Raw genomic sequence first — 23,752 nt, forward strand, 5'->3', positions numbered from 1 at the left:
TCAACTGACACCGAAAAGTGCTTTTACTTTGTCGATGAAGGACAGTTTCCTGACAGGTTGTTTTTTCGATACTATATCTGCTATTCCGTGAATTGCCAGAGCTGGTTGAGACATCTTTTTTACTGTTACAAAAGGAATTTGTTTGTTAACGCTGTCTTTGACCAGCGGTTCATAGCGAATCAAATGAGTTGATGTGATCGGAATACCTGCAAATCTGGTTATAACAGAGACAAATCTTTCCATAACCTTTCTTCCTTCTCGCATATCCCTGACCATGTTCATAACTATGTGAAAACCGTCTGGGTCAACACCTTTTACTGTCATCAGCTTCACAAAAGTATAGGCATTCACAAGCGAAGTTGGCTCACTGGCAGTGATCATTATGAGATGGTCTGAGCTTGCGTAAAACCTTTCGAGTTCTTCGTTAAAGCCAGGGGGAAAATCAAAAATCACAAATTGGTAATTAGATGCCACACGCTGAAGATGGTTGTACAGATCTGATTTGTCCTGTAGGTTGAATGTTATTAGATCATCCACATCCATACCCGTACTTATCAGATCGACCTGATAAGGTGTCTGGAAAATGATTTTTTCAAGATTGACGCGCTTTTGCAGGAAATCTTTCAGCGTATTTTTCGGTGTAACACCCATTAATATTTCGGCATTGGCAAAACCGGCATCGGCATCGAAGAGAAGTACCTTTTCACCTCTTTGTGCAAGTACTATAGCCAAATTCACCGAGATTATTGTCTTGCCAACGCCGCCTTTTCCGCTTGCCACACTTATTACCTTTGGCTGGTCCTTTAACAACCCTTCAGCTTGATTGTGCAACCTTAAGCACCTCTTTCGAAAAAATGTATGCAAGCTCCCTGGCATTAGCTTCCATGATGTCCTCTGGGACTCTTTGACCATTGGTGATAAAGGCAATCGGAGCATTACTCGTCTGTGGTACATTTATTATATGCCCATATGATTTTGTCTCATCCATTTTTGTGAGAATCACATGTGTATACTTTGCAACGGCAAAACGGTTCATGATATCTTTGAAATCTGAATACTTGCAGTTCATACTCGCGACTAAAAAGCAGATATGCGGTGAGATTGTTTCAACAAGCGCTTTCAACTCGCTCATCTGTATGTCGTTGTTTTGACTTCTGCCGGCAGTATCCACCAGAATGGTATCAAAATCCTGCATGGCGTCGAGTTCCAGTCTTGCTTCTTTTGGTGTATAAGCCACTCTCATTGGTATATCCATGATTGTGGCGTAGGTTTTCAACTGCTCCGTAGCTGCTATTCGATAAGTGTCAAGCGTGAGAATTGCTATTTGTTTTTTCTCAACGAGCTTCAGTTTTGCCGCGAGTTTTGCCAGAGTCGTCGTTTTACCAACGCCGGTTGGTCCTACAAGCAGTACTACTTTCTGAAGTTGCGGTACTTCGGTTTTCATAAAAGGTATTATGTATTCAGCGAGTTTTTGTCTAAAAGTTTCGTCAATCTCAACGTCGCCGTATGCTATTCTTATATATTCAATGATTCTATTTATGACCGACGGGTCAACGTCCTGGCTTTGAAGGGCTCTGAAAAGTTTCTGGATATTTTGGGGAAGATCACTCTGCCTGTTCAGACTCAAAATCGATTTCATTTCCTGAATCATCTGCTTGAGTTCTCTTATTTCCTCATCCTGACGCTTTTCTTTGTTTTTCACCAGCAGTTCCTGAAACTTGTAAACATCGTTGCTCTCAGCTCTGTAAGGCTTGTCTTCGCAGACGGCAGTAACCTCCAGATATCTTTTGGCACCTATTCCCAAAAATCCACCTTTTCGAACACTTCGGGTGCTCAGTATAACGGCATCCTCACCCAAATCTCTTTTGATCTGTTCGAGGGCTTCTTTTATGTCGTTGACCATGTATTTTTTAACCTTCACAGCCTGACCACACCCTCTATTTGAACTGTTACATCGTCCGGAAGCTCTTCATATGCTATGGTTGGTACATTGGGAAGAAATCTCCTTATAGTTGATGAAAGATACGGTCTTATAGCACTGGAGCAAACAACAACCGGGGAAAAACCTTTTTTCATAAGACCTTCAAGTTGCTTTGAAGTCTTTTCCATCAGTTCTCTGAGAATCTGTGGATTGAGTGCAATTTTCTTTTCTCCGTTGAAGTCCTGTATGGAATCCAGTATCCTCTTTTCCAGCTCATGGTCAAAGGCTACGGCGTGCACTTTGCCATCGTCAGAGACCACTGACTGTACTATCTGACGTCTCAGTGCCCTTCTGACCTGCTCAACAAGATAGGTCATATCTGTTGATTTTTCACCATATTCCAGCAAAGTCTCGAAGATCAATGGAAGATTTCTTATGGATATCGCTTCACTCAAAAGCTTTTGCAAAATCTTTTTCACATCTGCCTGTTTCAGAACAGTTGGCATCAGGTCGCTGACAAGCTGTGGAAATTTTTCCTTCAGTCCATCGATCAACATGTTGAATTCTCTTGCACCAAGTAGATCCGGTGCATTTCTTTTTAATACCTCTGTTAAATGAGTTGCAAACACCGTTGGTGGATCGACGACTGTATAGCCAAGCCTTGTTGCTTCATCCTTGCGAGATGGCTCAATCCAGAAAGCTGTCAGTGAGAAAGCCGGTTCTTTTGTTTGAATACCTGGGATCTTTTCGACAGCCGTACCTGGGTTTATTGCCAGTAATCTATTTGGCATCAATTCATATCTGGCAACTTCCGCACCTCTTATTTTTATCAAATATTCGTTTGGTTTGAGCAGTACGCTGTCTCTTATTCTAACTGGCGAGATGACCAGACCAAGATCGAAGGCTATTTGTTTTCTTATCATTGTCACCCGTTCGAGTAGATCACCGCCCTGGGCTGGATCTGCAAGCGGGAGCAAGCCATAACCGATCTCGATTTCCACCGTATCTGTTTGAAGCACCTCGGCAACTTCCTGTGGCGTGGTCAGAATGGGTTTTGTCGGTGCAGCAGCCGCTGGACCTATAGGTGCAGGCGAAACCGGTTGAGGAGCAGCTCGAGCTGTGTAAATGGCAAGTGCAATGAAGATAATACCGATGACGGTACTCGTTAAAGGTAGTGGCGTGACGATGCCCAAGAATGCCAGTATCACGCCTGTTATGATTATCACCTTTCTTTCTGAAGAAAGTTCTTTCACAAGGTCCTGTCCGAGATTTTCCTTGGATGCCGCTCTTGAAACGAGAATACCGGTAGCCGTTGAAACGAGTAAGGCGGGAATTTGTGAAACCAGGCCATCTCCAACGGTCAGAAGTGTGTAGACCTTTGCCGCGTCGGCAATTGAAAGACCATGCTTTAAAATTCCTATGAGAATACCACCTATTATATTCACAAGCACTATGATTATGCTCGCAATGGCATCTCCTCTGACAAATTTCGTCGCACCATCCATTGCACCGTAGAAATCTGCCTCTCTGCGGATCATTTCACGCCTCTGCCTTGCCTCCTGTTCGCTGATCAGACCTGCATTTAAATCGGCGTCTACGCTCATCTGTTTTCCAGGCATGGCATCGAGTGTAAAACGGGCTGCAACCTCTGCTATTCTTTCAGCACCACGGGTTATCACAATGAACTGAATTATGACCAGTATTATGAACACCACAAGTCCAACGATGTAATCACCTTTCACAACGAATTCTCCAAATGTCCTGATAACCCTTCCCTGAAATTGCTCCCCTTCAATAAGAATCAGCCTTGTTGAAGCCACATTCAATCCGAGTCTGAACAGCGTGATTATGAGTAACAGAGTGGGAAAAGATGACATATCCAGAGCATGCTTTATGTACATGGTTGATAGCAAAATCACCAAGGAAAGAGCAATGTTGAGCAGCTGGAAAAAGTCCAGCATCAAATCGGGAATAGGTAATATCATCAAAAAAACTATTGCCACTATGAGAACGGCAACAAAAATATCCACATTCTTCATCAGGGCACTCCCTTAATACTAAATTATACCAAATATGAAACTAATCACTATCGCAGAGAATAAACATAGGCAAGTATCTCGGCGACTGCTCTATAGAGCCCTGATGGAATCTGTTCTCCGATATCTGTCATTTTATAAAGCTGGCGGGCAACTTCGGGGTTTTGAACAACTGGTATACCATTTTGCCTTGCTATCTCAACTATCTTTTTTGCGATCTCATCTGTACCCTTTGCTAAAACAACTGGTGCTTCCATTTCATCTGGATCGTACTTCAAAGCTACCGCGATATGTGTGGGGTTTGTGATTACAACATCTGCCTGTGGTACCTGCTGAAGCATTCTTCCCCTGGACAACCTTGCCATGATTTCTCTCTGCCTTCTTTTTATTTCTGGACTACCTTCGATTTCTCGATACTCTTCTTTCAGTTCCTGCTTTGTCATGCGTATACTCTTTTCAAATTCCCACCTTTGATAAAAATAGTCAATAATTGCCAGCACAAGCAGGGCAATTGAACACTTGAGCATCACTTCATATACTAAGTTGAATATGAACTTCATTGAATCACTCAATTGTACGTCTGAATAGAGACTGAATGAATTGAACTTTGGTTTGATCACAGTGTATGCCACATAGCCTACGATGATCATCTTGAATATAGATTTTGCAAGTTCAAAAAGACTTCTTGTTGAAAACATTCGTTTGAATCCCTCTATTGGATTTATCCTTTTTAAATCGGCTTTTAATGGTTTAAAAGACAAAAGAAAGCGCGTTTGCATCGCACCAATGACAATTCCAGAGATTGCTATTGAAAAAAACAAAACAGCAAGCATCAGTAGAACATTATTGAATATATGATAAGTCCTGGATGAAATATCATCCAAAAAATCAAAACCATCCAAGGATAAAAAAGGAATACTGCCCAAGATCGAAAAATCAATCAGCCTTTGCATGATGAATTTCATAACAATGGTTCCAGTCAAAAAGGAGACTGCCATGTTGAGTTCTCTGGATACGGCTACTTGTCCTTCCTCACGAGCCTTTCTTCGCCTTCTCGGTGTGGGTTTTTCAGTTCTCTCAGGGTCTGCGAACAGTTGAAGATCTATTTTGAAAGTACCTGAATGAAATAATCTAAGAAATTTATGGTCTTGTTCGCTATCTGGGAAAAGACATCTGCCCATATCGGTATCATCCCCACAAAGAGTATAAAACCAACCAGTACCTGCAATGGCATACCAACCATGAAAACATTCATCTGCGGTACAAGCCTTGATACTATACCAAGGGCTATAGAGACGACAAGCATGAATCCTATGATTGGCAATCCTATCTTCATCGCTATTTCAAACATTTCGGTGGTCTTGCTGGTCAGGATGCTGACAAAATCAAAATTGGTGATCGTTCTGGACAGTGGAACAATTCTGAGTGAATCAACGACAGCCTGATAGACCAATAGATGACCTTTGAGTGAAACAAAAACGTACAGACCGAGTATGTACAGAAGCTCTCCCTGAAGAGGTACTTCCTCTCTCTGCGGGTCGAAAACCGACGACATAGCAAAACCCATCTGTGTTCCAAATATCTCACCTGAAACGCTCAGTGCAACAACTGGAAGCAGGGCTAAAAAACCTATGGCAAGTCCAAAAGTGTAGTTGCTGAAGATCGCAAGTACGATTTGCAAAACAGGTGTGTTCAGAGCTATGGATTCATTCACCACAGGTAAAGATGTCCAGCTCAGAAAGATTACTAAAAGGATCTTCACCTGGACTGGCAAAAACCAGTCACCGAAGAACGGTGCTATTGTGAACATACCAGCCGTTCGTGTTACTATCAGGATCCAGCATATAAACTTCGTCTCAAGAAATTCCCTTAGATCCAAATCAGATCATTCCAATCAACTTTTCCCACATCTCTTGAGCGTACTCAATGAGCTTCTGAAACATCCAGCTTCCCAAAAATGTTATGGTTAAAAGCATGAGTATTATCTTCGGCGCAAAGGTTAATGTCTGTTCGTGTATCTGGGTGACTGCCTGGAAAATACTTATGACTAATCCAACGATCAGGCTCACCAGCAAAACAGGTGTTATTACAACTATGACTGTCTGAATACCATCTTTGAATGCGTCTACAAAAAGCTCAAGAGTCGTATCGAATCACCTCGCAAAACTTTTTATCAAGCCTGCTACAACTAAATCCCAGCCGTTCACTGCTATGAACAGCAATACCTTGAATGGAAGTGAGATCAGCACAGGTGGAATCATGATCATACCCATACCAAGTAATACACTTGCAACAACCATATCTATGACGATGAAAGGAATGTACAGCAAAACGCCCATCTTGAAACCAAGTTCCAGTTCACCGAGCACAAAGGCAGGTATGATTATTGTATTGGGGATATCATCGATCTTGTCATACTTCTGTCCGACACTCGATGCAAGCAAAAATGCATTGTCTTCGTTGTGGTGGTTTACCAGTTCATTTACCATGAAAACACGAACCCTTTGCATCATTCTCGAAAAAAGTTCCTGATAACCTATCTCTCCCTTCATATAGGGTGTAATTGCTTTGTTGTATATATCAGACCAAACGGGTTGCATGATGAAGAACGTCAAAAAAAGTGCCAGACCCACGAGAACCTGTGAAGGAGGAGTTTGTCTTGTACCAAGAGCGTTTCTCAAAAATGAAAATGCGACGATTATCCTTGTGAATGATGTAAAAAGGATTATTATACTCGGTGCCAGACTCAATATCGTTAAAACAAGGAGAATTTCAAGAGTTACAACTAAATCTCTTTGATTTTGAGCCGGTGAGATTCCTATGCTGATCGAAGGAAATGGCAACTCTTCCTGAGGAAGGATCAAGGTTGGCAGAAGAATAAGTATCAGTACCAGAACTTTTCTCATTTTTCTTCTTTTCCTTTCTCGCGCCTTCCAAGTTTTCTAAAAAGCATTTGCGAGAAACTTTCAACCTGCTCCAATTGACCCACATCATTCTGCGATAGTTCCTTGAGAACAGTTGCACTATTTGGTGTAACAAGCAGGAAAAAATAATTTTCCATGATTTTAACCAGAACTATTGAGCAGTTTTTATCCACGTAGTACCTCTCGAGTATCTTTATATTTCTCGAGGCACCAAAAACATTTCGTCTTTTGACGATAAAATACACTATGGCGAGAAATACTATCAAAAAGGTGAAAGCCAGGAGCACCTGTAAAAAGAGCGATCCTATTCATCCCACCTCGATCAACCGACTTTTTGAAGGGCTTCCACAACCCTGCTGTGCTGGAATGGCTTTACAATAAAATCTTTTGCTCCAGCCTGAATAGCTTCTATCACCATAGCCTGCTGTCCCATGGCACTGCATACGATGATTTTAGCATCCGGTGCAAATTCTCTGATCTTTTTTATTGCATCAATACCGTTCATTTCGGGCATAGTGATGTCCATTGTGACTATATCTGGTTTCAATTCTTTGAATTTCTCAACAGCTTCAACTCCATTCGCTGCCTCTCCGACAACTTCATAGCCGGCTTTGGTTATTATGTCCTTAAGGAGCATTCTCATGAACGCGGCATCGTCAACTATCAGTACTCGTTTTGCCATTACCATACCCCCTCACTACTGTATTCTCCAACGGCGATTAACTCGCCAAGTATTCTTTCCAGGTTTAGATAAACTATCAATTCCTCATTTTTCTTGATGATACCCTTGCATTTTTCACCAAATTTTGCAAGCTCTTGCAATTTTTCAACTTCAGCCACGTCACACCGTAAAACACCCTTGACCTTGTTCACCAAGAAACCGACTTCGATTTCTTCCCAGTTAACGACAACGACTTTTTCATCCTGTGATTTTTCACAGTTGATTTCTAACAGCATTCCCAGATCTATCACAGGTACGATTCTTCCACGCAAGTTCATGACACCGAGGACAGTTTTTTTCGATCTCGGTACAGGTGTTATATCTGGTTTCTCTATGACCATACTCACATGTTCAACATCGAACGCCATCTCTTGACCACCAACATCGAATACAAATACCTCAAATTCCGTTTCGTTTTGCATAAGATCCCTCCCAAAGTCAGGCAATATTGGCTACATCGAGTATCAGGGCTATACTGCCATCTCCAAGTATCGCACCGCCACTGAAAATTCTGACATCACTGAAAATTTTACCAAGAGACTTAATCACTATGTCTTCCTGACCGATCAGTGTATCAACTGCCAAACCGTATTTTCTATTCCCAACTCTGACTATAACTGTGTTGTATATGGTGTCTTCTGATTGATGTGGTAGTTCAAGTATATCCCACAATTTCACAATAGGAATTATCTCACCTCTTATGACCGAGACCTGTTTATCTTGAATCCTTTGAATTTGATCTTTTGTTATACTCAGCGTACTGTCGATGTTCGCAATTGGTATAGCGTAAACAAAATCGTTGACCTTCACCAAGAGTGCCTGAATTATCGCAAGTGTCAGAGGCAATCTCACTGTCACTGTCGTTCCCTTGTTTTTCACACTTTCTATACTCACAGTTCCATTCAGAGACTCAACGACATTTTTGACCACATCCAGTCCAACACCGCGTCCAGAGAGTTCTGTGGTTTCGGTTTTTGTTGAAAAACCCGGCATGAAAAGAAATTCATATATCTTCTCATCGGGTAGAGATTCAGCCTGTGCTTCGGTTATCAATCCTTTTTCGACGGCTTTTTTGATGACCGCTGATCTGTCGATTCCACGTCCATCATCTTTGACTTCGATAACCACGTTATTGCCCTCATGTCTGGCTGAAAGTACGACAGTTCCGACAGGTGGTTTTCCCTTAGCCAGACGTTCTTCTTTTGACTCTAAACCATGATCTATTGCATTTCTGAGCATGTGCAGCAGTGGTTCACCTATATCTTCAACGAATGTTCTGTCTAATTCTGTATCTTCTCCTTCAACAATGAAATTGATCTCCTTATTCAGTTGCTTTGCCAGATCTCTGACCATTCTCGGGAATCTGTTGAACACAAATGATATTGGCACCATTCTTATTTTCATTACAACATTTTGCAAATCTAGACTTATTCTGTTCAACTGTGAAAGGCTTTCATCGACTTCTTTTATGCTGTATTTTCTGAGTGTATCGGCTATCCTGCTTCTTGATATTACAAGTTCTCCCATCAGGTTCATCAGGTTATCCAGTTTATCGATATCGACGCGGACAGTTTGAGTGAGTCTTATTCTTTCTTTTGTGGGTTGAGTCTTGATCTGTTGCTGTTTGGTATCAATTTGAACTGTTTCTGACTCTATCGGCTTTTCATGCGAAATGTCCTGGATAGTCACCTTCTCTATCTCAGATATAGACATCAACATGTTTCGCAAAGCTTCCTTTTCCTCCTTGATTACTATGATCAACTGTACATCTCTATCGAACTTTTCCTGCTCGATATCTTCAACAGACGGCTTAGAACTGAGAATCTGTCCTCCATGATCTTCAATGGCTTTGAAAACCATGTACATTCTAACTGCCTTGAATTGCGTACCCTCAGCCAGCGTGATGGTCAATTGGTAAGCGTTGTATCCTTCCTTTGCTGCCTGAGCGATGACTTTTTCAACTGATTCAGAGATATCTTTAGAAACCTGAGCCTGGGTCGATTGCTCAGCAGGAACTTCTTTTGTTTCTGTCTCTGTTTCTGTTCCTGACGAGAGTACTTCAAAGCTCTGTGCAAATTCAGCAACATCGAGTTCTTGTAACTGATCTGTCCCGTTTTTTGATATGGAATTTATCATCTTTTCAAGCACATCCACACCAACAAAAAGTCGATCCAGCATCTTTGAATCGAGTATGACCTTTTTACTCCTTATTCTGTCAAGTAATTGTTCCATCTTGTGGCAGAGTTTTGACATCGTTTCAAAACCCATTGTACCTGACATACCCTTCAATGTGTGAAGCGCTCTGAATGTCTCATTTATTGCTTCTGAATCCTGATAATTTTTTTCGAGTTTCAGTAGAGAGTCATTGAGTGTCTGAATGTATTCTTTACTTTCGTCGATAAAAACACCAAGATATTGTTCGTTCATGGTGATTCCTCCCATCGATCGCTGTGAAGATAATTATATCATGAAATACACTTTAAGATTAAGTACAAACTGTATGCGCAAACTCGCGTTCTGAAGATATTTCTTTCATGTGGATAAAACAGCCTGGTCACCTGCTCTAAGCCATCTGCAACTACGCAGAGAAAAGCAGTACCCACGGGTTTCTCATCACTTCCCCCGGTCGGTCCTGCTATACCAGAAACCGCGATTGCTAAATCGCTACCTGTAAGTTCCTTCACCACGTGTGCCATCTGTACAACACATTTTTCACTGACCGCTCCATACTGTGTTAGGATTTCGTCGCTGACCTTTAACAGCTTTTTTTTGACCGAGTTGTCGTATGCGACGATACCACCAAGAAAAACTTCAGATGCCCCCGGCACGTTTACTATTCTGGAACTTATCATACCACCTGTGCAGGATTCAGCAATCGACAGTGTTTTGTTCTTTTCTCTCAAAGCTTTCACCACAGCTTGTTCAAGTGTGATGTTGCCAAAACCTATGAAGTAATCTTTTGCTGCATCAATTAATCTTTGCGCAAGATCATTTACTTTTTCCTGGTTTTGTTTTGTAGAAATGAACCTCACTCTTATTCCATCATCATAGGAAGCCTGAGTGGCAATTTTTATTGCAGGATCTGGTGAGAGTTTCAAAATCATTTCATCAAGGGTTGATTCTGCAATTGAAAAGAACAGCATTGACAGAGTGATTGTTTGTTGTTCGAATTTCAGCTCATCAAGTACGCTTTCAAACATGGGTTTCAATTCCTGCGGTGGACCTGGCAAAAGGATCAAAATCTTTCCATCGTGATTTATCAACTGACCAGGTGCACTGCCCACGTTGTTTGGAAGTATTGTGGCACCTTCGATCACCATTGCCTGTCTGTCGTTATTCATGGCGACGTATTTGTGGTACCGCGAGAGTTTCGTTCTGATAGAATCTTTAAGTGTTTCGTTTAGTACGAGCCGCCGTTCCAGAACAGTTGCAACAGCCTCGCGAGTCTTATCATCTTCAGTGGGTCCAAGACCACCACTGAGAACGATTACGTCCGAATCTTTCATTGCCTGATCAACTGCCTGGACAATATCTTTCAAATCATCATCTACCGCGACAATTCTTTTGACTTTAACACCTGACTCTGTCAATCTTTCAGATATGTATTTTGCATTTGTGTTTAGTATGATGCCTTCGACTATTTCACTACCGATTGTTATGATACTGGCAAGTTTCATCGCATGGCCTCCTGACAAAAATTATACAAAAAGAGCAGTCTTTTCAGACTGCTCCAATTACTTTTCACAAATCTTGCAGACTATAGCATGTTGGCGATCTCTTCTCTTGCTTCTTTAACCAGCTGAACGAACTTTTTGGCTTTTTCAACAATCTGGTCTCTGGTACCCTTTGTTAACCCGCCACCGATTCCAACTGCTACAGCTCCAGCTTTGATCCACTCTTTGACATTTTCAAGCTCAACACCACCAGTTGGTATGATCTTAGCCTGCGAAAGCGGTCCGTGAATTGCCTTTATGTAGGACGGTCCAACCGCTGAAGCGGGGAAAAGTTTAATGAGTGGAACTCCCAGCTCAAGAGCTCTGACGATCTCAGTTGGCGTCAGAACCCCGGGTATGTACGGTATTCTGTGTTTGTTGCACAACAGAGCTGTTTCTTCGGATAGATTTGGAGCTACTATGTACTTTGCACCGGCTTCGATGGCTATTTTCGCTGTATATGGGTCCAGTACCGTCCCGGCTCCAAGTAAGATCTGGTCTTTCATCTCTCTGTCTATTTGCTGGATCACTTCCACCGCGTGTGGTACGCTGAAAGTTACCTCAATTGCAACGATCCCACCTTCTTTGCAGGCTCTGCAGATTTCCACAGCTTTTGAGGGAGAATCCACCCTGATCACAGCTACAATACCATTTTCAATGATTTCCTCAACAACTTTCATTTTTCCCCTCCTTTCTTAACAAATTCATTATACCTCGCTATTTAATATTGAGCAAATACATTTCCTATAGAGAAAAATAAACGATCAATCACTGGTTAACATTATGGGCAGAGCATCTGTTAACAAATTGTACATTCGCCGTTCTTTGTTTTTCGTTGCGAGTTTGAACGTTGTATTCTATAATCAGTTTTGCGGGAGGAAAATCCATTGCGATACGCCTTGGTTGGTTATGGTGTTGGAAACAGGGCATTGTGTAGTAAGCTGGTGAAGATGGGACATGAAGTTTTTGTAAGTGAAATAAAGATTTTGAGTGAGGATGAAAGATCACAGCTGATCGGCATGAACGTTCAGTTTGAAGAAGGAAAGAATACAGAAAAGATATGTCAGGCTGATGTGGTTGTAGTTAGCCCGTCGGTGAAATATGATCATCCGATTATCTCAAATTGTTCTGAAAAAGTCGTGACAGATATCGATGTGATTCTCAACATCAAAAAACCGCGTGTTGTCATTGCTGTTACTGGTTCAAATGGCAAGACAACAACTTGCAATATGATCTTCCATGTTTTGAACTCTACCGGTAAGAGTTGTTATATGTGCGGCAATGTTGGAGAACCCGTCGCTAATCTGCTCGACATCGATCCAGAGTATGTTGTACTGGAGATCAGTAGTTTTCAACTTTACTGGTCTAAAAGACTTCCCATAGATATTGGTGTTTTATTGAACATACAGCCAAATCATTTGGACTGGCATCCAACATTTCAGCACTACATCCAGTCAAAACTGAAGATCTTTGATTTTGCCAATCTCAAGATATTCAATGGTTCAGACAAAACGATTAAAGACAGCGTGAAGGTAGATTCGACTTACCATGCCTTTGAGCCCCTGGTTGTTGATAAATCTTCAATGCAAATCATTTACAATCAAAACAAATATCATGTGAGCAACCAGCTTCTTTTGACCCGTCAGAATCTTGAAAATTTATCGGCTGTTCTGAAGATCTTTTCGCTACTCGATTATGAACCTGGCGATGTCTTAAAGGCGCTTGAAAGTTTCAGACTCCCAAGGCACAGGATGGAACTGGTGGCGAAGATCAGAGGCGTCAGTTTCATAGATGATTCAAAGGCAACAAGTGCCGCCGCGACGATCTCGGCTCTTGAGAATTTCACAGAAAAGAACGTCATTTTGATCCTCTCTGGAAAAAGCAAAAACGAAGATTACACACCTTTAGTTGAACAAATGAAGAGCAAGGTGAGACATGTCTATGTTTTTGGAGAGCTTGCATCATTGATCAAAGATATATTGCATAAAGAGGGTTTTCCTTTCACCGTTGTTGAAAACATGAAGCAAGCTGTCTATAGTGCTTTTGAGATGGCTAATGAAGGTGATGTTGTTCTTTTGAGTCCAGCCGGATCGAGTTTCGATATGTACAGAAATTACTCTGAACGCGGTGATGATTTTGTCCGTGTGGTAAAATCATTGATGGGGGATGAAGGATAGTTGTCAAATGCTGTGCCAGTTCTTCTTATAGTGTCGATTTTGATATCCATCGGTCTCATATTGATTGCAAGCTTTGATATAGCTTCACAGATGAATGTCTTTGGTAATGTTTCCAGAAATCTGCTGTATTCCCATGTCATTAAATTGATAATTGGCGTATTTTTGATGGCACTGACAATGGTGATAGATTATAAATTTCACATAAAGCTTTCTCAATTCTACTATTTTCTGACAGTAGGTCTTTTGCTAATGCCTTTTTTCCTGCCAGAGGTGAATGGATCAAATAGATGGATTCAGTTCGCTGGTTTTACCTTTCAGCCATCCGAATTTGCCAAAATCACCCTGATAATATCTGTATCTGTTTACATTTCACACAATAAAGACCACATGAAAGAATTCTACAGGGGATTTTTAAAACCCGTTCTTTTGAGTTTACCTCTTCTTGCTCTGGTTTTGGCTGAACCAGATTTGAGTACATCGCTTGTAATGTTATTTTTGGTGCTTTTGATGCTTTATTCACACGGAACACGTGGTGTTTATATTTTTATGACAGTGTGTATGCTCCTTATCGTGTTTTACCTTGCTCTGAAAACGGGCTTTTTTTTGAAAGATTATCAGCTCTGGAGATTGAGGACATTTCTTGAGGGCAATTATTCTGAACAGGTTTCTAAAGCCATACAGGCACTTAGAGAAGGCGGTCTGGCAGGTAAGGGTATTGGTCTAGGTGAGGTAAAACTCTCAGTTCCGGCTATTGTGTCCGATTTTATCTTGGCAGCGGCAGGTGAAGAATTTGGTATGATTGGCATAATTGCGATAACCGCTTTGTTTTTTGTGCTTGTTTCGATTTTACTGAAGCTCGCTGAAAGGTTGCAGGATGCATTTGCTACGTCCTATATCAGCGGATTTTCATTTTTGATCATCCTTCAGGTACTGGTCAACCTCGGGGTTGTGACTGGGAGTTTACCAGTGACCGGTGTGACATTGCCATTTCTCAGCTATGGAGGTAGCTCGATCATCACGATGTTAGGTGGTCTTGGTGTAATAATAAACATCGTAACTCGTGGAAGTGATGAAAATTGAAAGTAGCAGCGGCAGGAGGAGGAACAGGTGGTCACTTGTATCCAGCACTTGCCGTTCTTGAAAGTCTTGCAAAAGTAGAAAAAATCGATGTGACCTACTTCTGTTTGAGAAGGGGACTTGAGAGCAGAATCATTCCACAGGAACATCCAGAATACAGAACGGTGACTGTTGATCTGATGGGTTTAAAAAGGCCGGTGTTTCATCCGGTGAATTTCACAAGACTATTGAAAATATTTCAAAATGAGAGTATTATAGCTTTGGAAATAGAAGGTTGTGATTTTGGTTTTGTGACAGGAGGGTATGTTTCATACCCAGTGGCAAGGGCATGTGCCAGGAAAAAAATACCTGTTTTTGTTCAGGAACAGAATGTAATACCAGGACTTGCAAATAAATTTTTGAGCTTGAAAGCAGACAGGATTTTCGTTGCATTTGAAGAAAGTATAGAGCACTTTCCAAGGTCTGTTCGCAAAAAGATCGTGGTTAGCGGGAACCCAATAAGAGTGAGAGAATGCGCTGAAAAAAAGTTTGGTGAAGACTACGTACTGGTGCTTGGTGGCAGTAGGGGAAGTGAATTCATAAACAGCCTGATGGAGCAAATTTACAAAGTAGAAAAACAGATGAAGTTTGTTCACAGTACAGGAGACAGCAACTGGACTCGCAGACTCAGTGCTTATCCAAATGTTCAGGCTTTCGATTACATACACGACATGGCTTGTGCGTGGAAAGGAGCAAAGGCTGTTGTGAGCAGAGCTGGTGCCATTGCCGTAAGTGAGATGCTCTATTATGGTGTTCCGGGTTTGTTGATACCGTGGGAGGGCTCGGCGGGAAACCATCAGCTTTTCAATGCCATACATGTTGAGAAACTCGGCAGGGGAATAGTGGCAAGAGAAAAAGATCTCACGCCTGAACTTTTGAAGGAAAAACTTTCTTGTGTTATTTCACTTGGAAAGAAAGTAGATCAAAAAGAAAATCCGGCAGAGCTGATTGCTAAAATTATTCTGGAGGAATTGAAATGAGAATCCATTTTGTTGGAATTGGTGGCATTGGTATGAGTTCCTTGGCATTGCACTGTAAAATCAACGGAGACGATGTATACGGTTCCGATATATGCGACAACGAGCAAACGGAGATTTTAAGAAAGGTTGGAATAAGGGTCTTTGTAGGGCATGATTACAACAACTGGCTAAACCCGGACCTTGTGGTTCACACACCTGCAGTTCATTTTGATAATCCCGAAATAATCCGGGCAAAAAAAGAAGGCGTCAAAGTCGTCAGTAGGTCGGAATTTTTAAGGCAGATCCTCGACGGAGCAACGCAGTTCGCCGTAACCGGTTCAGATGGTAAAACCACCACGACTGCCATGGTCGCACACTGTCTTAAAACTTTTGGTGAGGACCCGACAGTTTTCCTTGGTGGTGTGCACAGATCCTTGGAGTTTGGTAACTATCGTTCAGGAAAAGGTCCTGTCGTATATGAACTGGATGAAAGTCAACCAGAATTTGCGAGTTTTTGCCCCGATTATTTGATCATTACAAATGCGCGTGGAGACCATCTTGAGAATTACAATAACGATGAGAACTTTTACAGATCATGCTTTGAAGAACTCGCAAATAAGACAAGAAAAGTAGTTGTAACTTTCATAGATGACAAAAATACATCCCATCTTGGCACCTATACCTTTGGAAGATCTTCTGGTACGTGCAGATTGTTGAATAGAGTTGTGAAAGATCTCTATCAGACGGCTACAATCGAGCTCGATGGAAAACAGTATCAGATGATCTTGAGATTACCAGGTGAACACAATGTTTTGAATGCAATGGCTGTGGTAACACTCTTCTGGGCGGCAGGATATGACCCGAATATGGTACTGGAAGCCTTAAAAGGATTTGTCGGTACTCGCAGGCGTTTTGATATAACAATTTTGGATGAAAGACAGAAAACTTATGTTGTTGATGATTACGCCCATACACCAGACGAAATAAGATCACTCATTAATGCGGCTCAAGAGATTTTCCCAGAACAGAGAAAGGTTGTCATTTTCCAGCCTCACAGATATAGTAGGTTACTGAGAGAAGATGGTAATTTTGCCAGAGCCCTAAAGGATGCCGATGAAATTTACGTTACAGAGGTCTACAGTGCTTTTGAAAAAGCCATTCCACAGCTCTCGGCTAAGGTGATAGTTGAAGGCTTGGAAAGTTACGGTAAAAAAGCACAGTACTTCCCAAGGCTTGAAGATCTGTTGAACGCTTTCCAGCCTCAGAAAAATACAGTGTATTTCTTTGTTGGAGCTGGTGATATTATAAAAGTCTCTCAGAAGTTTGTTGAAAACTATAAAAAAGCTGACCATTAGGTCAGCTTTTTTATCCAAGTGATCTTGGGTCTAAAGCGTCTCTCAGTGCATCTCCCACAAAGTTAAAGGATATCACCGTTATGAATATGAATATTCCAGGTATCAGAAGCCAGGGAGCTTTTGTCATGATGTAGACATCCTGAGCCTGTGCAAGCATCAGTCCCCATGATGCATAGGGTTCTCTTATACCAAGCCCAAGAAAACTCAGTCCAGCTTCTCCAAGGATATAACCAGGTATTCTCAAAGTTGCATTCACGATCAAATAAGTTGCCGTATTTGGAAGAACATGTCTTGCCAGAACTTTACTGTTTGGCAGACCTATGGCTATAGCGGCTTCAACGAATTCTCTTTGTCTTATTGAGAGAACCATACCTCTGATAACACGGGAAGTGCCAGCCCAGCCTATGAAAGACAGGATGAATACCAGAAGTATGTATATCTGGGTTGATGGTAAATCCAGTGGAAGCATGGCACGAAGCATGATCATCAGATAGAATCCGGGTATGGACATGATTATTTCAGCAAATCTCATCAATCCTTCGTCGATTAATCCACCATAATATCCAGAGATGCCACCAAATAACAGTGCAAAGGCAAATGTGATGATCATCCCGATGATTCCAATGGACAGAGAAATCCTCGATGCAAAAACTATTCTGGACCACACATCTCTACCATACAGGTCTGATCCCATAATAAAGAGCTTGACATACTGGTTGTTATCGTAGTTGTCCACACCAAACAGATGAACATTCATCGGAAAGATCCAAAGTAATTTTCCAGTCCAGCTTTTCACGAACCACTTAACCGGGTAAGTTTTATAATCATAATCAATGACTTTTGCTTTGATCATTTCAAATTTTCCATCCTTTTTCACAACTATTGTATCGAGTGTTTCGCTGACAGCTACAGCTTCTATTTGATATTCACTTGTAAGACCGTATTTTGATGAATAGCTCTTGAAGTACATTTCCTGAGCCACAGCAGAGGTGGTCTCCACTCTACTCGATCCTTTTGAAAGTGTTTCCTCGTTATACCCGAAAAGGAAATAATCTGTTGTCCTTGGGGATTTTTTGACATCATACCATTGACCGTCTATCTTTATACTTTCCACAGAATTGACAGAAAATTTAAAGCTCTCCACGCCATCTTTGCCAAGTTCGTAGGTAACAACAGAACCATCTGGTTTTTCCAGCACGAGCCTATTTGGGAAAAGCATCTCTTTGTATGTTCTTTCGTATGTTACCTTATCGACGTACGATATCATCGGCAGAATATATGGTCCGGTTTTGGTGTTTTTGTATGTTCTGTGTATTTTTGTTGGAGGAGCATAGGTGTGTTTCAGTGATTGCTCAATGGGGTTATACGGTGAAAAAAAATCTGCAAAAATAGCCAGGATGTAAAGCGCAATTAAAATACATAGCGCGATTACACCTGGTCTGTGCTTCAAAAATGCTCTCCAGATCAACTGACCTCTTGTTAAATACTTCTCTTCGAACTCTATCTTTTGATTGTTCTTTGCTTCGGCCATCTCAAAGACCTCCTGTTAACTGAGTCTGACCCTTGGATCAACCAGTGCAAGCAGAATATCAGCCACCAGATTACCTATGACCAGAAGAATTGCACTGATTAATCCACTTGCCATGACTATATACATATCCTGTTGAATCAGGGCTTGATATACGAGTCTTCCCATTCCAGGCCAACCAAAGACATTTTCAACAAAAAGGGCACCTCCAAGAAGACCAGATATGCTAAAGCCAAGAAAGGTTATCATTGGGTTTATAGCGTTCCTCATGGCATGTTTAAAAATGACAACTCTTTCCGGCATACCCTTAGCCCTTGCAAAAACAACGTAATCTTCGTTCAAAACATCCAGTAAGGAACCCCTCATGTATCTCATCAAACCAGCAAAAGAACCCAGGCTCAAAGCCGTGGCTGGTAGAATCAGGTGCCAGAGAATATCTTTGAACCTCGCCCAGGTGGTCAGAGAAGAATAATACACGGATTTCATCCCGGAAATTGGGAACCAGCCGGTTTTTGCTGCGAAATACAGCAAAACCAAACCCAAGAAGAATTCCGGAATGGCGACAAACCCAAAAGCAAGAAAAGTCATGATCTTATCACCAATTGAATACTTTTTCAATGCGGTGAAAACACCAAGTGCGATTCCAAGGATCCAGGAACTTGCCAGTGAAATGAGTGAAAGAATCAGCGTTGCAGCAACTCTTTCCCAGATCAATGTTGAAACGGGTCTTCTGTAATAAAAAGAATACCCTAAGTTACCCTTCAAAACATTTTTCAACCAGGTCAAATACTGAACGATCGCGGGCTTGTTCAATCCGAATTCTTCTTCCATTGCTTTGAGTCTTTGAGGAGAGACAGATGGATCAAGTCTGTATTGATCGAGAAAATCTCCTGGAGCAGCATACATGATCAAAAAAATCATCAAAGATATTACCAAAAGTTCCGGCAAAGCTATGACAAGTCTTCTACCAATGTACTTGAGCAAAACTCATCACCTCAAAATCCAAAGGGGGCAAGTGCCCCCTTTGCCGTTATTATTTTTTCCAGATCCAATCTATATTCCAGAGCATACCACCGAAAGCAGTTGGTTCTAAGTTCTGCAGTTTGTTTACGTAGGCGTACAGGTATTTTTGCTGTATTGTGTAGATCAAAGGCAGGTGTTCAGAAACCAGTTCTTGGTATCTTGAGAACATCTGGTACACTTTCTTCTGATCGAGTACTCTGACGTTTTCTCTGAAGATCTTGTCTATTTCTACTTCCCAGTCAGGTGCCTCGTAAATATCTGGGCTCACAAAGCTCTTCACCTTTGGACTGTAATTCCAGAAGTGCAGAGCACCATCCAGCTTCCAGACGTTAGCGCCACCCTGTGGTTCATCAGAACCGGTCAAACCAATGACTATGGCTTCCCAGTCACCGGTTGAAGTCATCTTTTGAACCAGCGTGTTGAAATCTATTGGTGTGAAAACAACCTTGATACCGAGTTTTGCAAGTTCATCTCTGAGTATGTTGCAGATTCCTTCACGCTGGGTGTTTCCTGCGTTGGTCATGAGTATGAACTCGACTTTGTTACCATCTTCATCGATACAGTTGCCATCTTTATCCCAACTGAATCCACCCATTTGAAGCATCATGCGTGCATAATCAAGGTCATATGGGTACTTTCTCAGAGCATCATCGTTGTAGAAAGCAGCTGCAGCAGCGCTTATTGGTCCCCACTGTGCATCACCAAGACCAGCCAGCAGTGTATCGATCATTGCATCTTTGTCCATTGAATAGGCTATAGCTTTTCTGAAGAATTCATTTCTGAACCATTTTCTCTTAACTGGATCCGGGCAGTTGAAATTCAAAGTTACAAATGTGGTACCAAAGGTTGGTCCACCTGTTCCAACAATCCAGCCTTTTTCTTTTGCTTTGTTCTTGATATCTGGATAGAACTGGGCTGTTACACCATAAACATCGATCTCACCATTTTCAAAAGCCAGTCTTATTGCGTTCAGATCTGGTATGATCTTCAGAACATATTCATCAAGATATGGAAGTTGCTGACCATTTGCATCCTTCTTGTAGTAATACGGGTTTCTGACCATTCTCACAAATTGATCTGGCACGTACTCAACTGGAATAAATGGTCCAAGACCAACGAGCTCTTTTTTGTTTATGGAATCAACTGTCCACATTTCTTTGAACTTACCCTCTTTTACCCACGGTTCTGCAACGTGCTTTGGAAGGATTTGAATACCAGCTGCATATCTGACTGCAAGCCTGTATGGTTCCTGGTAAATGACTCTGACAGTGTAATCATCAACTTTTTCAGCTACAGGAAGTCTTCCCTGAGAGTCTTCAAGCAAATTAGCCATATCGTTTGGTATATCCGGGTTGCAGTAAATGTCATTCAAACTGAAGACATAGTCATCTGCTGTAAACGGTGCCCCATCAGACCATTTGATACCTTTTCTGATTTTGAGAGTGATGATCATTTTCTGATCATCTGTCACTTCTACTTCGCATCTTTCTGCAAGTGCAGGGTGCATTCTTGCGTAATTGTCCAGCTCAATCAAACCGATCAGAAAAACGTTAATAACAGCAGTGGAGCTTGTTTCCTGTGCAACAACCGGGTTCATCGTCTTCGGGCCACTACCAAGTTGTGGAGCGATCAAAGTTCCGCCCATTTTACCAGTGGAATTTGCTCCCAGGTACGGTGTCTTTTCGTCAAAGTAGACGTATTTCTCGGCTGCAAAACTGAGGACAACTAATGCCAGCACCAATGCCACTAAAAAGACCTTCCTCATGCTTATACACCCCCTATTTCACCAGGTGGCATGCCACCCAGCGGTTTTGTGATATCTTTCGAAATTCAGGATATTCTTTTTCACATATCTGCATTTTATAAGGACACCTTGGACTGAAGAAACAACCACTTGGTCTTGAGATGGGACTCGGTACGCCACCTTTTAGTATGATCCTTTGTCTTGATCGTTCTACTTTTGGATCGGGAATTGGTGTAGCTGAGAGCAGCGCTCTACTGTAAGGATGAAGTGGTTCCTCAAAAACTTCATCTGTTTCACCAAGCTCTACAATCTTACCCAGATACATTATACCAACTCTGTGGCTGATGAATCTGACAAGACCCAGGTTGTGCGAGATGAAAAGATAACTGAATTTGAATCTGTCTTGAAAATCGAGAAATAGATTTATTATCTGAGCTTGCACCGATACATCCAAGGATGAAGTTGGCTCATCAAGAATAAGAAACTCTGGCTCTATGGCAATAGCTCTAGCTATAGCTATTCTCTGCCTTTGACCTCCACTGAACTGGTGGGGATATCTGTCTAAGTGGAAAGTCTTCAATCCGACCATTTCCATGAGACCTTTTGCCTTTTCATACGCTTCCTGCTTTGTGCTCACAACTTTGTGAAAAATCATGGGTTCGGTGACGATCTGACCAACTGTCATCCTGGGGTTAAGTGAGCTCATTGGATCCTGAAAGACAATTTGCATCTTTCTTCTGAATGGGAGCAGTTCTTTGTACCCGAACTTTGAAATGTCTGTGTTTTCAAAGAATATCTGCCCATCAGTTGGATCTGTGAGTCTTAAAATAGTTCGCGCCACAGTCGTTTTGCCACATCCAGATTCACCGACAAGAGCAAAAGTTTTACCTTTTTCTATTTCAAAACTCACATCGTCCACGGCTTTGATTTCTGCAACAGTACGCTTTATCAAAAATCCTTGTTTGACTGGAAAGTATTTCTTAAGATTTTTTACCTTAAGCAGAATCTCGTCCACTTTACTTGCCACCTCCAACTGGATTGAAACAGCGTACAAAATGTCCCTTGGAAATTTCAACCATATCCGGGATTTTCTGATTGCATTCATCTACACTCCTGGGACATCTGGGTAAGAAAGGACAAACCTTTGGTATGTCTATCATTCTTGGGGGTTGTCCTGGAATTGGTTCGAGCCTGTCGATTTTCTTGTCGATTCTTGGAATACTCCTGAGCAGCATGTGGGTATAGGGATGTGTGGGATGATAGAAAATATCATCAGAACTCCCCATTTCCATCTGCTTTCCACCGTACATTACTATGATTCGATCAGCCATAGAAGCTATTACTCCAAGGTCATGGGTGATGAATATCATGGCTGTTCCTAACTTCTGTTGAAGGTCTCTCATCAGGTCAAGTATCTGGGCTTGTATTGTAACATCGAGTGCGGTTGTTGGTTCATCGGCAATCAGGATCGATGGGTTACAGCTTAAAGCGATGGCAATCACTACGCGCTGTCTCATACCGCCGCTGAATTCGAACGGATAAGACCTCATTCTTTTTTCTGGTTCTGGTATCTGAACCAGACCGAGCATTTCAACAGCCCTCTTGTATGCTTCCTGTTTTGACACTTTCTGGTGCTGAATGATTGTTTCCATCAATTGATCCCCTATTGTATACAGAGGATTCAGTGAGGTCATCGGATCCTGAAATACCATACTGATTTCTTTACCGCGAATCTTGTACATCTCTTTTTCATCGTACTTGAGTATATCCTGGCCCTTGTATATGATCTGGCCATTCACGATCTTGCCCGGATATTTGATCAGTCTCATGATCGATTTGACAGTTACGCTCTTGCCAGATCCGGTTTCACCAACTATTCCCAGTACTTCTTTTGGTGCAAGGTCAAAACTGACATCGTCAACGGCTGCAACAACCCCTTCATCCATGTAAAAATACGTCGAAAGGTTTTTCACCGACAGGATGTTTTCCAAGCTCAACTACCTCCCGATTCCAAGAGCATATAAACTTGATCATCCTTTGAATCGTAAACCATTAGTTTTTTACCATCTACCTCTATTACCAATGGTACCACAAGATACCCATTTTCGAAAATTCCTTCATATCCTTTTAGAACATCCTTTATTATTTTATACACTATTTCGTCAAAACTGTCTGCCTGTGGTCTTGCGGTATATAAAATCTCTCTTTGATCATCTACCGGTACTCTGATCAACTGTTCAAACCGATGCAGATTAGATTGTAGATCGCCCACTGCTTTGATATGAGATGATACCACATCCACGATCTTTTTTTCAAGCTCTTCATCCCAGTAAAATCTGAAAATCTGTCCGTGATAAATCAACTGATCGTCAAAGACGATTAATGATGATTTTTCAGAATCGCTCTGCTTGTAGTCAACTTTGAGTTTTTTCAACGCCAGCTCGAAAGCAGTTTTTGTCTGCTCATCACAGTTGAAATACACACTAATTTTTCCTGGTTTTGAATATCTGTACACCAGCAAAATCAGTACCAAAA

General features: G+C 41.7%; 22 protein-coding genes and 1 pseudogene. 4 read left to right on the plus strand and 19 right to left on the minus strand.

The window, feature by feature from the left end; all coding sequences use genetic code 11:
- From AC4E92_RS00300 to AC4E92_RS00360, 13 genes and pseudogenes are all read right to left on the minus strand, one after another.
- A complete protein-coding gene (locus AC4E92_RS00300) occupies window positions 1–831 on the minus strand; it encodes an AAA family ATPase (protein WP_490238586.1) in 831 nt (276 codons plus the stop codon).
- Window positions 815–1,921, minus strand: coding sequence for a flagellar biosynthesis GTPase FlhF (flhF, locus tag AC4E92_RS00305; RefSeq protein WP_490238587.1), 1,107 nt, complete (start codon window positions 1,919–1,921; stop codon window positions 815–817). The genes AC4E92_RS00300 and flhF overlap by 17 nt, the downstream gene beginning before the upstream one ends.
- Complete coding sequence (gene flhA, locus AC4E92_RS00310) at window positions 1,918–3,960, minus strand: flagellar biosynthesis protein FlhA (protein WP_490238588.1); 2,043 nt, start codon at window positions 3,958–3,960, stop codon at window positions 1,918–1,920. The genes flhF and flhA overlap by 4 nt, the downstream gene beginning before the upstream one ends.
- A gap of 47 nt (window positions 3,961–4,007) precedes the next feature.
- Complete coding sequence (gene flhB, locus AC4E92_RS00315) at window positions 4,008–5,138, minus strand: flagellar biosynthesis protein FlhB (protein WP_490238589.1); 1,131 nt, start codon at window positions 5,136–5,138, stop codon at window positions 4,008–4,010.
- Window positions 5,060–5,836 (minus strand): flagellar biosynthetic protein FliR, encoded by a 777-nt coding sequence (gene fliR, locus AC4E92_RS00320; protein ID WP_490238590.1) that lies wholly within the window; start codon window positions 5,834–5,836, stop codon window positions 5,060–5,062. The genes flhB and fliR overlap by 79 nt, the downstream gene beginning before the upstream one ends.
- 1 nt (window position 5,837) lies before the next feature.
- Window positions 5,838–6,101 (minus strand): annotated as a pseudogene (gene fliQ, locus AC4E92_RS00325) (flagellar biosynthesis protein FliQ); the annotation flags it as partial.
- Window positions 6,102–6,110: 9 nt separating this feature from the next.
- Window positions 6,111–6,863, minus strand: a complete 753-nt coding sequence (gene fliP, locus AC4E92_RS00330) for a flagellar type III secretion system pore protein FliP (protein ID WP_490238591.1) — start codon at window positions 6,861–6,863, stop codon at window positions 6,111–6,113.
- Window positions 6,860–7,147 carry a flagellar biosynthetic protein FliO gene (locus AC4E92_RS00335; RefSeq protein ID WP_490238592.1) on the minus strand — a complete coding sequence of 96 codons (288 nt, stop codon included), beginning with the start codon at window positions 7,145–7,147 and terminating at the stop codon, window positions 6,860–6,862. Before AC4E92_RS00335 ends, fliP begins: the two co-directional genes overlap by 4 nt.
- A gap of 56 nt (window positions 7,148–7,203) precedes the next feature.
- The gene (cheY, locus tag AC4E92_RS00340) at window positions 7,204–7,563 is read right to left on the minus strand and encodes a chemotaxis protein CheY (protein WP_490238593.1); all 360 of its coding nucleotides are present in this window, start codon (window positions 7,561–7,563) and stop codon (window positions 7,204–7,206) included.
- Complete coding sequence (locus tag AC4E92_RS00345; protein WP_490238594.1) at window positions 7,563–8,024, minus strand: chemotaxis protein CheW; 462 nt, start codon at window positions 8,022–8,024, stop codon at window positions 7,563–7,565. Before AC4E92_RS00345 ends, cheY begins: the two co-directional genes overlap by 1 nt.
- 16 nt (window positions 8,025–8,040) lie before the next feature.
- On the minus strand, window positions 8,041–10,029 hold the full coding sequence (locus AC4E92_RS00350) for a chemotaxis protein CheW (protein ID WP_490238595.1): 1,989 nt from the start codon (window positions 10,027–10,029) through the stop codon (window positions 8,041–8,043).
- 38 nt (window positions 10,030–10,067) lie between these two features.
- Window positions 10,068–11,279 (minus strand): competence/damage-inducible protein A, encoded by a 1,212-nt coding sequence (locus AC4E92_RS00355; protein ID WP_490238596.1) that lies wholly within the window; start codon window positions 11,277–11,279, stop codon window positions 10,068–10,070.
- An 80-nt stretch (window positions 11,280–11,359) separates the two neighbouring features.
- On the minus strand, window positions 11,360–11,995 hold the full coding sequence (locus AC4E92_RS00360; RefSeq protein WP_490238597.1) for a bifunctional 2-keto-4-hydroxyglutarate aldolase/2-keto-3-deoxy-6-phosphogluconate aldolase: 636 nt from the start codon (window positions 11,993–11,995) through the stop codon (window positions 11,360–11,362).
- Between the two features lie 207 nt (window positions 11,996–12,202).
- Here AC4E92_RS00360 and murD point away from each other — a divergent pair, with 207 nt between their 5' ends.
- The 4 genes from murD to murC are packed head-to-tail and all read left to right on the plus strand — an operon-like array spanning window position 12,203 to window position 16,922.
- A complete protein-coding gene (murD, locus tag AC4E92_RS00365) occupies window positions 12,203–13,492 on the plus strand; it encodes a UDP-N-acetylmuramoyl-L-alanine--D-glutamate ligase (protein ID WP_490238598.1) in 1,290 nt (429 codons plus the stop codon).
- The gene (locus AC4E92_RS00370; RefSeq protein ID WP_490238599.1) at window positions 13,493–14,572 is read left to right on the plus strand and encodes an FtsW/RodA/SpoVE family cell cycle protein; all 1,080 of its coding nucleotides are present in this window, start codon (window positions 13,493–13,495) and stop codon (window positions 14,570–14,572) included.
- The gene (locus tag AC4E92_RS00375) at window positions 14,569–15,588 is read left to right on the plus strand and encodes a UDP-N-acetylglucosamine--N-acetylmuramyl-(pentapeptide) pyrophosphoryl-undecaprenol N-acetylglucosamine transferase (RefSeq protein ID WP_490238600.1); all 1,020 of its coding nucleotides are present in this window, start codon (window positions 14,569–14,571) and stop codon (window positions 15,586–15,588) included. The genes AC4E92_RS00370 and AC4E92_RS00375 overlap by 4 nt, the downstream gene beginning before the upstream one ends.
- Window positions 15,585–16,922 carry a UDP-N-acetylmuramate--L-alanine ligase gene (murC, locus tag AC4E92_RS00380; protein WP_490238601.1) on the plus strand — a complete coding sequence of 446 codons (1,338 nt, stop codon included), beginning with the start codon at window positions 15,585–15,587 and terminating at the stop codon, window positions 16,920–16,922. Before AC4E92_RS00375 ends, murC begins: the two co-directional genes overlap by 4 nt.
- Before the next feature lie 10 nt (window positions 16,923–16,932).
- On the opposite strand, the gene AC4E92_RS00385 is transcribed toward murC, so the two are convergent.
- The 6 genes from AC4E92_RS00385 to AC4E92_RS00410 are packed head-to-tail and all read right to left on the minus strand — an operon-like array spanning window position 16,933 to window position 23,750.
- A complete protein-coding gene (locus AC4E92_RS00385; RefSeq protein WP_490238602.1) occupies window positions 16,933–18,453 on the minus strand; it encodes an ABC transporter permease in 1,521 nt (506 codons plus the stop codon).
- Between the two features lie 15 nt (window positions 18,454–18,468).
- The gene (locus tag AC4E92_RS00390) at window positions 18,469–19,434 is read right to left on the minus strand and encodes an ABC transporter permease (protein ID WP_490238603.1); all 966 of its coding nucleotides are present in this window, start codon (window positions 19,432–19,434) and stop codon (window positions 18,469–18,471) included.
- 49 nt (window positions 19,435–19,483) lie between these two features.
- A complete protein-coding gene (locus AC4E92_RS00395; RefSeq protein WP_490238604.1) occupies window positions 19,484–21,238 on the minus strand; it encodes an ABC transporter substrate-binding protein in 1,755 nt (584 codons plus the stop codon).
- A 13-nt stretch (window positions 21,239–21,251) separates the two neighbouring features.
- Window positions 21,252–22,232 carry an ABC transporter ATP-binding protein gene (locus AC4E92_RS00400; RefSeq protein ID WP_490238605.1) on the minus strand — a complete coding sequence of 327 codons (981 nt, stop codon included), beginning with the start codon at window positions 22,230–22,232 and terminating at the stop codon, window positions 21,252–21,254.
- Between the two features lies 1 nt (window position 22,233).
- Window positions 22,234–23,208 (minus strand): ABC transporter ATP-binding protein, encoded by a 975-nt coding sequence (locus AC4E92_RS00405; protein WP_490238606.1) that lies wholly within the window; start codon window positions 23,206–23,208, stop codon window positions 22,234–22,236.
- A 2-nt stretch (window positions 23,209–23,210) separates the two neighbouring features.
- Window positions 23,211–23,750 carry a hypothetical protein gene (locus AC4E92_RS00410; protein WP_490238607.1) on the minus strand — a complete coding sequence of 180 codons (540 nt, stop codon included), beginning with the start codon at window positions 23,748–23,750 and terminating at the stop codon, window positions 23,211–23,213.
- Window positions 23,751–23,752: the final 2 nt, after the last annotated feature.

Origin of the sequence: Pseudothermotoga sp. (genome assembly GCF_031962025.1) — a bacterium.
Taxonomy (GTDB): Bacteria; Thermotogota; Thermotogae; order Thermotogales; family DSM-5069; genus Pseudothermotoga_B.